A 13,627-nucleotide genomic window follows, 5' to 3' on the forward strand; every position below is an offset into this window, starting at 1 on the left:
GCGCCGCCCGAGGAAGTCCGTCGATCCAGGAAAGCAGAGCAGTGCTTGAGAAGTATCCAGCCGCTCGGCGATAAAGGACGGCCTCCCGAATACAAGGCGCAAAAAAGTCATCGGCAAGGCTATCGCGGCCGCTACGATAGTGACTTTTAGGACGAAAGCCCGAATGTCCAGTTGCTCTACTCATTCAAAGTCCAATGCCGTGTCATTCCTCGAGCAACCACCGTAGCAAGTCCTCGCGATTTTGCCTCTCGGCGGACTGGCGGCTTTCCGCCATGAGCATGTCGAGCGAATCCATCTCCGCAGGATCAGGCGCCGCCGATACCTCGTCGCTGTCAAAAATCGCTATAAGCCGATCCGGTTCAGGCCATCCCGTTAAAGACGTACTCGCGGCGCAAATCTCGTCTCGCATCATTGATCCAATGCCGCGGTTCCAGGAAAGGATGCCAGTCGAAGACATTTCGCTTGTCATCTGCTTGACCAGATCTCTGGCACGATCCGTAGCAAGATGGGTTCGCTGCCAACCCGAGTACTCGGTGTCCTCGGCGTTTAAAATCCCAAGGGCAATCAAGATTGCCAAAACCGACACGGCCGCATGGCTGTCGATTCGACGACCTGCCATGCGGTTGACAGCCATCCAGTTCAGCGTGCCCACGTTGCTTGCTTCGATGCAGCCGGCAAGAATACGATGCAGTTCTGGCCGGACGTAGGCATCCTGACGCGGTGTGTCCGCGAGTTCAAACCGGCCTTCGCGCCGCGCGACTTCCTGCCAATGCGCGCGCTCCGAGCCAGAGATTGGCCAGGCGTCGATGTCCGCAACGGCAAGGAGTGAGCGATAATTTTCCTGGGTAGCATTGTGGCGGCCCCACTTTGCAAGCGCAAACTCCCCTTCAGACGACCAAAGCGGGAACACATCGCGTCTCTCGCCGGCCCGGCGCCCGAATGCAAGCAGGCGCACCTGGTTGTTATCCAAAAGGTAGGGAGGAGGATCGGTGATCAGACTTTCTGGTGATGGCAACTGATGACGAAGGCCGTATACGCCTGGCAAGAACCGCAAAAAGATTTGAGGGTTCAGAAGCAAGGTTGGCCCGACGCTGTTGGGTGAGCGGCCTGGCGGAAGAATCTCATGCGCATTCTGATAAAGCGTCAAAAGACGCTCTGGACCACGCCGATCGAGTGCAGCGGCAAGCGCTGCGACACACGTGGCACCCTCGTCATCACCAGATATGCCCTCATGTGTGGACGGCGCTTCGCGAAAAAAGTCTTCGCGATCATCTGGTACAGGGAGCTCGCCGCCAAGGCCGATGCCAAACCATACCTGATCGTACGTTTCGATGAATAGGTGCGGCGCCGCCTGCATGACGATATCGGCGTCGCGCGCTGAGCAGGGATCGAACGGACAAAGTTGGTGGTAGAGTTGAATCAAATTTTCTGCAGGAATAGGCTCCGCCGCTGCGGCCAACAGTCGGTGCAGACCAAGGGCTCGACGCATCCTTGGCCCCGGTTTCGACCGAAGGACGTACCCTTGGTAAAGCTCGAGACCGAGCTCGACCCGAAGCGCAGCTTCCACATGAGGTATGCCGTCCGCTCCGTATTCAGAGATGGAGCGCGGCAGAGGCAGATGAGCGAGTGCCCTGAACCGATCGGCAGCCGCCATCGCGAGCTCGGCACTAGCTGGTGCGCCGATCCAACCGTGGGTGGCCCTCGTCGCTATGCTTGAGAGCCACGTCCGAGGTTGCGTTCCGATCAGCTCGAGCGAAAGCTGAATAGCGCCATCCAGATCGCGCAACACGGAGTCCACCGTCTTATCTGAAACCCATCCACGCCCCTCGCTGAGCTTCAACCATGCGGCTGGAGATGCAGAGGCGACAAAATCGGCTAGCGGTACAAGTCGCATGCGAACCCGCATGCGTGTCAAAGCGCGTTTTTCAATCTGCCTGATCCGCTCGCGCGTCACGCCATAGTCAGATCCTATCTCCTCCAGCGTTTCCCGCGGGTTCGATCGGAGACCGAACCTGCGCTCGACAACCAACCGGTCTCGGGCATTGCATTGCCCAAGTAGCCAATCAAGGCTTGCCTCCAGCGTGTCGAACATTGGGATCTTGTCAGCCGAAACATTCTCGACCTTCTGCTCGTCGCCGAACAAAGTTTCACAGGCCTGCGCAATGTGCTCCTGCGCCACGCCACGCTCTGCCAGCAGCCTTGGCGTCAAAAGCTTTACGAGAGCAGCCATCTCACCGATTGACGTTCTGCCGATATTTGGCCGCGTCCGCAGGCTATCAAGGAAGGTGTCGAGGTTTAGAACAACGTCAGCAAAGCGAATAGCTTGAAGGTCGGGGGCGTCCAGAACCCGCTGGAGGCGAACGGACAGAAGCTCACCTCCGATCGCCTGGGCCAGCGATAGGTCGCCAATATCATCGACCATCTGTATCCGGTTGCGACCGTATTGCATTGGGGCAAGCGATTCCGAGTGAAGAGTCGTAACGTTGCCTACCATTTCACAATCTGATCATGTTGGTGGCGACACGGAATGACCGCGGTCGCCGGGGAGGACCATTGAGGCTTATTGGCACGTCTGAGCGGCGCGGTTACTTCGGCGAACCACCAGCGCGGCAATGCTCTCATCAAAGACTGATGCCGAATTTTCATGCCGCGTCGCGCTCGCCAGTCTTCTGGCCATCCAGAAAGCGATTGTAGAGGCGAGCGATCTCGAAGATCCTTGCAGGTCTGCCTTTGGTACGATCGGTCGTATTGCTTTCCACAATTCTCCCAGCGAAACTATGCAGCAGGGCTACTGTAACAGCGTCGGCAGACACTGGGTTGAGAGCGAATTCGCCGCTCTCGACTGACGCAAGATACTTATTGAAAGCCTCGATCCGGCCGGTTGAAACTGCCGGCGTCAGGGCTTCTTCTCCAAGCGCCTCTTTGAGCTTCGGAACAGAATTGAGGCCCAGCTGTACAGCAGTGTCGAAGGCCTGGCCGGCGTTGACGGACAAATCGGAGCCCGGGAAGTGCGGCCGCAGCTGCGCGACAAAATCATGAATATCGACAAAATCGCCAACGTTTTCTTGCATACGGGCAGCGTTTGCAGCCAGCAACCGTGTGATCGCAGCATCGCCGGAACGGGTAAGGTGCCCCAGCGCTTCAAGTAAACCTTTTTCCGCTTCTCCGGGTCCGCCGCCCTCTGGCTTGTAACCTATGTCGTGCTCGATTTCGTTCCAAACGTGCGCCATCATTGAGCATACCTGGATCTCGCAACTCGTGCCGCGCAAATTCTCGTAGTTACCTATTAAATCCTCGTTGCGAAGAAAAACTTGGCAGTGGGTCGCACGATAGAATTGATAACTGTTAACAGCGAGCTTGTCCTTCTTATCGACAAAGACGTCTCCGCCAGATTCTCCCTCGAACAACTTGCGAATTTCTTCCGTCACCCTTTGCTCATCTTCGGGCCGGTAAGTGGCGATACGGACCCCGGCAAAGTCGCCAACGCCAGCAAACACATCATCAACGGTCGCGTAGTTCTTATCTTGCCGCCGAGAGAAGCGTTTAAGCTTCCCCTCGAAACTTCGGACGGTCTTTGTCCTGAACGTTACTTGCGCGCGGATCGCATTGTCTTCAACAATGCTGGTACGACAAATGTCCGAGACCCGCGCGGCGAGCTTCAGGTAACGATCGCGTTCCCGATCATACCGAGCAACTGCAGCGCTTATAACTTTCTCTGAAATCGGCATGTAATATCTCCCCGACTCAAAGTATCTCGCGCATTCCGATTAGTCGAGAGCGGGAGTCCGAGATCAGCAACAATCTGTGGATGTCGACTGTTCGCAGCCGCGACGTGACTCCCGACCATAAAGCGGTGACCCAGCAGCGGCAATTTCGGCGACGACTAAAAACAGACGGCCTTTAAACTCCCACGGGCCGGGATGTCGAGTTTGCTCACGGCGGAGGACCCGATCCCCAGGGATAGGCAAAGCCGTTGTCGCAGCCAGAGACATTATGTGCCTGATCTCCATATCGATACCTTGAAAGTCGAAAACCGGAAGTTTCACTGAACCGCCCGCAAAGCGGCGCTCTCGCTGAGAACGTCGCGCAGGGTTTAGGCGCTGTGATGATTAGTCCAGACCTGCGAGCGCAGCTCGTCTCTTCGGCCAAAAACGTAGAGAATTAGTAACCTCAGGTTGTTACTTGGGTGGCTTGGCGGTGGCAAATGTATGGCGACCGGGCAAAATGAATGAACGCTCAATGCAGAAACAGAGAATATGACCGTACACACTTTCAAATCCTCTTCCAGCTCTCCCGAAATAATTAGAATCAACAAAGGCCTAATCCGGGAGAACCACCGGAACCGAAGGCAGACAAATGTCATGGTGGACACCAACATCCTGCTCACGATTGAGATCGCATACAACGGATCGCAGCGGCACAAGGACTTGAAAGACGCAGGCATTATCGATCTGGCAAGGTTGATCGAGACGACGTCAAAATACGGCGTTTTCATATCACCTGCTGCTGCCTACCAGGAGCTTCCGCCGGGGCGACGGGCTCCGGTCGAGGCCGCGTTCGAAAGGTTTTGCAAAGACTACCTGCCCAAGTTCCGGGATGACCCCAACTCAGTGAAGGTTCCTTTCGCCGGCGAAAGTTTTGAGCCCGAGGCCTTCAGTGCACTATCACCGGAGCGTCAGACGACCATCGCCTGCTCTTATGCGTCACTGCTGGCCTTAAACATCATCCATCGCCTGGAAGCTTTGGACGGGTTTGAAAAATTCACGCTCTACATCGACTACTGCGAGGAAGTCCTTAACCTCATCAGCCTGAAGGAATTGTCGATCGCGCGGTACGTATTCGCTCCTGAAAAGGGCATGACTGACGTCGTCAGGACGCGGAAGTCGGCCACTGTGAACAATTTCACGAAACTGAAGAAGGGCGGCGCCAAAGGCTTGACCCGTGTCCAAGAGCTGCAGCGTATCGCACTGAACGGGGCTAACGACCTGAAACTGATCTCCGCCGCTGATATCGTGAATAATTCACGAGAGCAGTTCATGTTTGGAGTGATCGAGCACGATGTGTGGATCGCGACCCGTGACGAAAAACTCTACGAGTTTTGCTGCGCATGCCCAGGTTTCGTTGGCTGGGGGGCCGGGGGACCACTTGCCCGCTTCGTTGACACACACGCAGATATAAAAGGCACCCGCTATTGGAAGGACACCATCGACCTGCAACAGCAAAGGCTCGAAGCGCGTTACGCAACGGTCGATCGAGCCAGGGAAATGGACGACATCGTGGCGGCGGCTTTCAATATTGAAGCTGACCTCTTGGACAATAAGGCAATCGGGTACTTTTCGAAGAGATCATGGAGATCTCAAGAGTGACAAGCCTTTGCGTCTCAGAACCTTGACACCGCTTTGGTCGGCACTAAGCAGATAAAAAAATCGTGCCACTAAGCATTCCGGTCTGTGAGGGGGGCGGTTCAAGAATGACCGATTTCTATGAGCGAGGGTATGAACGGTGCATCGTCACGTTCATCGACATCCTCGGCTATCGAAATCTTTTGAAAACCAAGCATGCTTCCGAGCTAGCTGCGGTTGTGAATGCACTGCGGAGTTTCGCCGCGGGTGACGGTGACGACGAAGATTCCCCCTCGCACATGGATGAGATCCGTCTGAACACTCAAGCCTTCTCCGAGTCCGTATCGGATGCGGTCGTTCGCGTGCGAACAGTGGATACGCAGTCGCCGGATGGCCCATTGGTCTACGAGCTCATCGATCTCCTGCACGCTATAATCGAGTGCCTCAATAGGGGGATTCTCATTCGTGGTGGAGTCACAATCGGTCCTGCTTATGTCGGCCTGAATGGCAAGGGACCAATCTTCGGCCCTGCGATGGTTCGTGCATTCGAGATCGAGCAGAACGAGGCGGTTTACCCCCGCATAATGATCGACGAAGCGGTCTTGGCTGCATATGCACAGGACGACAGCCTTTGGCAGAACGCCGAATTCGACGGAGGAGAGGCACGTCTTACGAGGTCGTTCATTGGTGTAGCGGATGATGGATCGTACTTCCTCGACTACCTCCGCGCAGCTGGGCCGGGAGAGTTTGACGCGGGTGTGGTGGGGCAGTTTGCATTCCTACGCGGGCATCGGGAATTGATCGTTGAGGGCCTACGAAATGACGATGCGAAGGTACGCAGAAAATTCGTTTGGCTTGCCAATTACCATAACCGTTTCGTAGCGAGCTTGCAGGCAAGCTACGACCTTTCGGGTTCCGATGGTGCATTCGAGGCGGAGCTTGGAATATCTCCACAGGCTATGTTCGACTCTTTACCGATCGAACCCACTTGGGATCGCCACCTGGACCGTATCCACGCTCTTGCTGAGTCCGTGGCGGACGATTGGTAAGGCGGACGTCGCGTCGGACAGGGTCAGGCATAACAGTGGACCCTAGCTTACGTCTGAAGGCTCGCAAGTTCAGGGGTGCCTTTGAGCGAACTGGCTTGGTACGCAGAGACAAGGTTGAAGAGTATGTAATCGTCGCGATCACAGACGCGGGCGAGCGAGTTGCTGAGGGTAAGCAAATCGTCGATGGAGCGGCGCGTCCTACGCGAAAGTGATGCGTGGGATAGTCAGGTTTCATCCAGTCTGTGCGTGAGAGGCGCAAAACCGGCTGTCTCCAGCAAAATCATATGGATACATCATTTCAATGATGCCGAGATTACGGGTCTTAGGTCCGTATCCCTTCAAGGCGTTAGTATTTAGTTATTCAGCATTGAGGGTTGGGATAGCGGGCTAAATGACCGCCGAGGCTCGGTCTTGGTAATCTTCGCTATGCAAGGACGATGATCTCCGGAGGGCTAGCGTGAACTTGAGACCGCCAGACCAGTTGGGCTCTCATCGCCGGGCGAGTAAATCAGCAGGTTTGCCGCCCGTCCACGCAGCGCGTCGGGGACGCTACCAGGCCAAAGCGGCGACACAACGGCGGAGCGAGTCGTGCAGTACGCAGGCCCTTCCGTCTCTCGGGTAGGGTCGATTCCGCAACGAGGCTGACGCCCACACCTTCCCTGACCAGCGCGATCGCACTGGTCCAGTCCCGCACCTCCATTCGCACATCCGCCAGTGATAGTCCGGCCGCTTCGGCAAGTGTGCGCGCATGGACGTTGCCCCACCGGTCGCGAGCACGAACAGTTCCGCAGCCAGATCAGAAAGGGAGACGGTTTCACGTCGTCCAAGGCGATGCGCCGTTGGTAGGACAGCGACCCATGCATCCTGTCCAATCAGTACGGCATCGCTGTCCGGTCGCGGATTGAGGACGACGCCGACGTCTATGGATCCGGCCTCAAGCCAAGCCTCGACTTCCCGATCATCCGTTTCAAGTGCAATCAATTCAATACCTGGATGGAGAGAGCGGAAGCGTCGCAGGAGAGGCGGCAACATGAAGCGCAACACTCCCAAACCCACGGACCTCGTCTTCCCGCAGAACCACAAAAAGCAGTTTAACCGGGTGTTGGAGCACTGTGAGCTGAAATTCGACCGTGAGGTCAACAGGCGCTCGGCCTACAGCCTCCGGCATACCTATATCTGCCTACGCCTCCTTGAAGGAGCGGACATTTACCAGATCGCTAAAAACTGCCGGACCAGCGTGGAAATGATCGAGAAGCACTATGCGGTGCATCTCAAGAACACCCTCGACGCCAAAGCCATCATAGTGCGTCGTCGTGTCAAGGCGGTCGTTTCGTTGGCCCAATGAGCAGCAGAAAGCTTGAAGAAAACCAGTGCTTGCGTGTAGGATGCGTACAGTGCACTTACGTCGCCCAGGTGTACGCATTAACCGGGATGCGATGCGGTGCGCGGTTTCCCGACCGGCCACACGGCGTCCGGGGAAAGCCGGCAATTGCGCCAGGGAGGGCCCTAGACCCCTCTCCGCGAAACGTCCGAGGTTCGACAATCCTACAAGAGTGAGCGCTCTTGGACTTCGTTGGGGGGTATGGTGGTTACGTATCGTTGGCGGATCGGTTTTCTTAGCGGGATTGCTATTGCAGCGGTGCCGTTATTCCAGAGCGGCGGGGCATCGGTCGAATCCTATCTCGCAGCATTGTCCACACCGTGGATTGCTTATTCGGCTTTGGGGTGCGCTCTAGTTCGCGTTTTCGCTTTCGGATTATTAGGCGGTGCCGTCGTTAGAAATTCAACTGAACCTGATGGATGGAAAATCTGCGCCGTTGCGGTCGCTGCGCCGGCCACTCTTTCGGTGATGTTGGGTTTCTCGCCGGATAGCCGAAACGAAGTTCCTGTGAACGGCAGGTCCTCCCTTGCGCTCCAGGTATTTGATGCGGGTCTGGCAGGCCTTCAGGCTTTGCCGTTAAAGATAGAGCAACTTGATGTCCCGGGGGTACTTGAGAGCAATCCATCGCCTGGCAGCGTAAATAATGGAGAGAATGTCGATCCCGCGGTGATCTCGACGCTGGTCGGAAGATTTAGCGGACCGGACCGAAAGCTTGCAAGTGACTCGCTTGTGAGCCTTTACGAGGAATCATCAAGCAGCCAAGGACCAGTGGTTCAGGCGCTAATTGGAAACCTGCAAAACGACGGGCGCTACCGATACCGCATTAATCTATACATTGCGCGCACTCTAGGCTTGTTGAAAGAGGGCTGGTCGAGTTCAAAGAAAGACTTTGATACTTTCCACAATGCGGTGAATCTCGATATCGATGACAAAACTATGGCTTACTGGGCGGGTTTGGCAGAGAGAAAATGGGTCGAAAAGAAGTAATTGCGCTCACTGACTGCCGGAGAGTTTAGTGGCGATCTACCACCTGCATGTGAAGAACATCAGCCGGGGTGAGGGACGCTCCATCCTCGCGGCCGCTGCCTTGGAGCACATGACCTGATGTGGTGGACGGCCTCCGCTCCCGGCATCGCAATGTGCCAAAGTGTGGCTGTCGAAGTCACATAAGGGAGAGCCGTCCATGGAGAAGATTACCACAATTGGTTTGGATATCGCCAAGCATGTATTTCAGGTTCACGGGATCAATGGTGCCGGCGCGACGGTGAGCCGCCGCAAGCTGCGCCGCGACGATGTCGTTGGATTCTTCAAGGCTTTGCCGCCATGCCTGATCGGAATCGAGGCATGCGCGACTGGACACCACTGGGCTCGGGTTCTTATGGCGCTGGGTCACGAGGTTCGGCTGATGCCGGCGTCTTACGTCAAGCCATACGTGAAGCGGCAGAAGAACGACGCGACGGATGCCGAGGCGATTTGCGAGGCGGTAACGCGGCCGACGATGCGCTTCGTTCCAGTGAAGAGCGAGGAGCAACAGGGTGTGCTGATGCTGCATCGGGTCCGCGAGCTTTTGATCCGGCAGCGGACAATGCTGGTGAACGCCTTGCGCGGCCACTTGGCGGAGTTCGGCATCGTAACGCGACAGGGCATCGCCGGCGTCGGAATGCTGATCGCGTTGGTCGACGACGATGATCACGATCTAATCCCGCCGCTTGCGCGGTCCGCGCTTCTTCCGCTGATCGGGCAGTTGCGGGAGGTGCACGAGAAGGTCAACGAGCTGGATCGCCAAATTCATGCTTGGCATCGCTCGAACGAACTGAGCCGCCGCCTTGAGACGATCCCTGGAATTGGCCCGATCACTGCCAGCGCAATTGCCGCGACGGTGACCGACGCGTCGCTCTTCAAATCCGGCCGACAATTGGCGGCATGGATAGGCCTTGTGCCGCGGCAGAACTCATCGGGTGGCAAGGACCGCCTCGGAAGGATCAGCAAACAAGGCGATCCCTATCTCCGCCGGCTTCTCGTTGTGGGCGCGCACGCGGTGCTTCGTTTCAGCGGCAAAGCTAAAGTTGCACCGACGCGTTGGGCCGCCGAACTTCTGGTGAAGAAGCCGTACAACGTCGTCGCTGTTGCTTTGGCCAACAAGATGGCGCGGATCGTCTGGGCGCTGATGACGACGGGCAGGCGCTTTGAGGCGACCGCCGCCCTTTGAATGCTCACAGAGAATGCAGAAATTGGTGAGGTGCTGATGGCGTGATGGCGAACGGTCGAGCCGGGATCGGACAAACCCGATCAGTGGGTGCCGCTTGAAAGCGCGTTGACCTGTCTGGGATCCGATCAGCGGACTACATCAGGGCCAGCGGCATGAACGCGCCGCAATCAAAGGCCGTATACATGCCTGCACCCGACCAATCTGCCGGAAACACCAAACTGCCCCTTGCCACGCGGAGGCCGTCCATACATGCGGCCTTCACCGGAGGCTTACAGAATCACAAGTGATTCTTTCGATTCAAGATTTCAGCAAAAGCTTTTCGAAAATGAGTCAGCTACTTATGGGTAAATTGCAAGCTTCACCGGAGGCTTACGTCTTTCTTGCCAACGGTGGCGACCCTAACGTCATTAATAAGCCGCTTGAAGGTTGCAAGCCCGGAGCGGCTCGCACAAAAGAACTTGATTTCTGGATAGCCGGGGTTCATGGCCGCGGCCACGTTCGGCAGACCCAATAATTTGCTCACACGGTTTAATGTCCTGGTTGGGACTCAGACGTGCGCGGAAAAGTTGCTCTGTCCGTTGTGTCAAATAGGTAGCTTGGCACCGTGTCATAGACAGGTTTGTCTACGCCATTTAGCAAAAAAAGATTTGCCATCATCGGCGACATTTGGACATCGGGGAAGTAAGCCCTGAAAAGGCTGATCGCCTTTGCTCTATGCGAGAAGAAATCATAAAGTCCTCGCTGGACAAATGCTGCCAATTCCGCTTCACGAGGCCCCGGCGCAATCAGCAGTGCATACGGTTCATAGGTGTAAAAGGAGGCCTCCTTCTCAATGTTGTTCTTGTCGCAACGCCCTGCATTGTAGAATGATTCCAACTTTGCTTGAATGATTTCGCGATCACCAAAAAAAACAAGCCATCGGTGCGACTCGGGCCCGCAGAACCACTGGGTAAGCGAATCGTAATCTTCGAACTCGCAAAATCGAAAGATCGGCGCATCCTTTTCCGCCGTCGAGTTAATCATGGGACAACGGCTCTGCGGCGCAGGGACGCAGCGCTGATCCGTCGGGAACATACCGAAAAGATCGACTTTGCAAGCCTCTATCGCAACATCTACTGCAGTCGTGTCTCGAACGTAGGCAAAATCTATCTTACGCCAGCCCGGTTCGGGACGCCGCAGGAGGTAGGAGACTCCACTGACAAAAACGATCGGGGAAAAAATGCCGTCTATTTCCTCGTCGCCCGGCTTCCTCCAAAAGCGGAGTGTCGTCGGATCGCACAACATATCCACGCTTGTTGTAGGACGATCTGCTGGATGTCCATTGCGAAAGCTATCGAATCGGTTTTCGGTCGTGACGGGCACTTCGTCGATCCTGTAATGAGCATCGAAGATGCTGTAACAGAGATCAGCGACATAGCCGCGATAGCGTCGAACACTTGACGGCCCCGCTTCATACGAGAACGGCTCAGCATCCCTGCGAAATCCGATGCGAACGGTCGGCTTCAGATGATGTTGCGCATCCTGTTCCTCGGCAACGGCAGGGCTGCCCACCATCGCCAGCGTCAGAATACACATGCAGTATGTCACGACCCCCGAGGTGGCCAATCCAGTGGATCGCTGCTGCGACTCGCGAGGAGCACTAGGCCATGCTGCAGTGCATATTGCGACGAACACAATAAAGAAGCAGGCAATGAAATCCGTGAAACCGAACTGATAGTAAAGATCTGCCCAGCTTTCGGAGTTTAGGTCATGAAACGATACCATTCCAACAAAGGTCAGAGCAAAGAATGCGACGGTCACGAAACTCGCCGAACCGATGGCGATCAGGAGAGCGTATTGGGGGCTGCGATCCGGGCCGTCCAACGCACGCACCAGCAAGAAGGCAAAAATCGCACTACAGACGCACTTCGGCAGCATGAGAGCGAGTGCAGGTTGTGGTCCGGTTACAAGAATGTAAATGAACCGCGCCGTATTTTCGGAGATCAGAGCCGTCCAGAACATTGCCAGAAGCGCGAGACCGGATGCGGCAACGAGAAGCGCTATCAATAGATGGCAGATCATTTGCTGCGACGTTTCGTTCCATACTTCTAACTTTCGCAGTCTCCCGCGATGATCGGAGTCAATAAAATGTTGTCGAAGTGACATCACACCCAACAACGGAAGCCATAGAAAAGCCGCAACCTGGAGCGTTTCCAGAGCGGCCGTTGTTAATATAGTGACGTTCGTCGATTTGACGGGACTCAATAGGGGGTGAAGATGAGTAGTTGTCATGACAGCGTAGAGGGCAAAAACAGCGGCTAAGGAAACGAGAACCCACAGAATGGTAGCGGGCTGTCGTTCCCGAGGCAAAAGCTCCTCCACAGCCGATCTTAGCGTGTGATCCAGCGTGTTCAAGCGAAGGCGATCGGCAGTGATCGGCCTATTGTCAACAAAGGGGCTTCTTTCAGCATAAACGCATAGTATCGCAGCAAGCTCTAGACGCGAACGCTCCAACCTAGCTACGGTGTCAAAGAGCATCGTTTCGACCTGTCGACGTCGCCGGGATATACTGGCTTGCCTTTCCGATTCCTTTAATTGTGTTACCTCAATCTCTTTAGGATAGTCCGTGACCATCAGGTCTTCCAAGGCAACCATGGTGCTTTCCGCTATGGTCCGTTGTTCCCTGGCCAACGGCTGGATTTCGTCAAGAATATGGGTCTCCGGCCATGATCCTGGATCCCGGATCGCCTGCACCATAACCTCAAGTTCAATCCACTTCCGGACCAACCCTGCATAGCTGCCCACCTTTTCTAAAAGGCTCACCATCCAATCAGGAACCTTGTCCACTTTCTGTCGGATCTTGTCATTGTCCGATGCGACATTCGCCTTGGAGATTTTCGTTCGCTCCTTGCTACCCTCTTGTTTTCTATCTGAACCCGTTGACCCCATAGCAATAACGCTGCTTCTGGCGTCCCAACGAGCTTTCCTTGCCTGTAGCGCCAGTTCGAGCGAAGGCTGAACTGAACGATCGAGTGCCAATAGAAAGCGCCGCGTACGATCCTTAAGCTTTATCGGAACACCTGCCCAAGCATGAACCTTTCGGCGAAGCCATGTTTCAACAACCTCCACCGGCTTGAGTGCAGGTACAAAGCCAGCCATCCCAAGCGCCAGATAGAGCGGCCAACTAGGACCTGTAAGAGATGTTTGATCAACATCCGCCTGCAGGCCGGCCATCGGAATATAAGTTACAATCCTGAGGATTAGGCCGCCGAAAAAAGCAAAAGCGGTATAAATGGCAACCATTATGCCTGCATAATAAAAGTAGGCCTGCCGCATGGCTTTGCTCTCCCGCAATTGCGTTGGAGCAAGCTTTCTAATGACCGCATAGTCAAGCTCGTTGGGTTCTGAACTACGCTGCTTGAAACGCTGCCAAGCAAAAGCAGCAATCATTAGGGCGCCGAAGATAAAGGCTGCGAAAAACCCCCAGTCAGGATGGATCCCCAAGAACGGCATCGGGCCACGTCGTTCAGCCTGAAGAAGATCATAATTCCAAAGACTCGTGGGAGAGTTGCTCGGCCAAATTGGCACACCTTGATCTTCCACACTCGCCTCCTGCAAATGCGAATATCATGCGAAGGCTTTTTCGATGCTCAACACACACGTGCGT

Annotated in this window: 8 protein-coding genes and 1 pseudogene; 6 read left to right on the plus strand and 3 right to left on the minus strand. The window is 55.4% G+C overall.

Annotated elements, in window-relative coordinates; translation table 11 throughout:
- Window positions 1-202 precede the first annotated feature (202 nt).
- On the minus strand, window positions 203-2,449 hold the full coding sequence (locus NXC14_RS21935) for a sigma factor-like helix-turn-helix DNA-binding protein (RefSeq protein WP_245362195.1): 2,247 nt from the start codon (window positions 2,447-2,449) through the stop codon (window positions 203-205).
- 193 nt (window positions 2,450-2,642) lie between these two features.
- On the minus strand, window positions 2,643-3,728 hold the full coding sequence (locus tag NXC14_RS21940; RefSeq protein WP_085780260.1) for a RelA/SpoT domain-containing protein: 1,086 nt from the start codon (window positions 3,726-3,728) through the stop codon (window positions 2,643-2,645).
- Window positions 3,729-4,361: 633 nt separating this feature from the next.
- On the opposite strand from NXC14_RS21940, the gene NXC14_RS21945 reads away from it, so the two are divergent.
- From NXC14_RS21945 to NXC14_RS32540, 6 genes and pseudogenes are all read left to right on the plus strand, one after another.
- A complete protein-coding gene (locus NXC14_RS21945) occupies window positions 4,362-5,366 on the plus strand; it encodes a hypothetical protein (protein ID WP_245362196.1) in 1,005 nt (334 codons plus the stop codon).
- Window positions 5,367-5,470: 104 nt separating this feature from the next.
- Window positions 5,471-6,391 (plus strand): hypothetical protein, encoded by a 921-nt coding sequence (locus NXC14_RS21950; RefSeq protein ID WP_085780262.1) that lies wholly within the window; start codon window positions 5,471-5,473, stop codon window positions 6,389-6,391.
- Between the two features lie 1,045 nt (window positions 6,392-7,436).
- Window positions 7,437-7,736: pseudogene (locus tag NXC14_RS21960) on the plus strand (site-specific integrase); the annotation flags it as partial.
- 240 nt (window positions 7,737-7,976) lie between these two features.
- Window positions 7,977-8,759, plus strand: coding sequence for a hypothetical protein (locus NXC14_RS32535; protein WP_198175553.1), 783 nt, complete (start codon window positions 7,977-7,979; stop codon window positions 8,757-8,759).
- Window positions 8,760-8,955: 196 nt separating this feature from the next.
- Window positions 8,956-9,981, plus strand: coding sequence for an IS110 family transposase (locus tag NXC14_RS21970; RefSeq protein WP_085780264.1), 1,026 nt, complete (start codon window positions 8,956-8,958; stop codon window positions 9,979-9,981).
- A gap of 283 nt (window positions 9,982-10,264) precedes the next feature.
- Window positions 10,265-10,495, plus strand: a complete 231-nt coding sequence (locus NXC14_RS32540; RefSeq protein WP_157131460.1) for a hypothetical protein — start codon at window positions 10,265-10,267, stop codon at window positions 10,493-10,495.
- Between the two features lie 14 nt (window positions 10,496-10,509).
- On the opposite strand, the gene NXC14_RS21975 is transcribed toward NXC14_RS32540, so the two are convergent.
- Window positions 10,510-13,563 carry a hypothetical protein gene (locus tag NXC14_RS21975; RefSeq protein ID WP_157131461.1) on the minus strand — a complete coding sequence of 1,018 codons (3,054 nt, stop codon included), beginning with the start codon at window positions 13,561-13,563 and terminating at the stop codon, window positions 10,510-10,512.
- Between the last annotated feature and the right edge of the window lie 64 nt (window positions 13,564-13,627).

It is taken from the genome of Rhizobium sp. NXC14 (assembly GCF_002117485.1).
Taxonomy (GTDB): Bacteria; Pseudomonadota; Alphaproteobacteria; order Rhizobiales; family Rhizobiaceae; genus Rhizobium.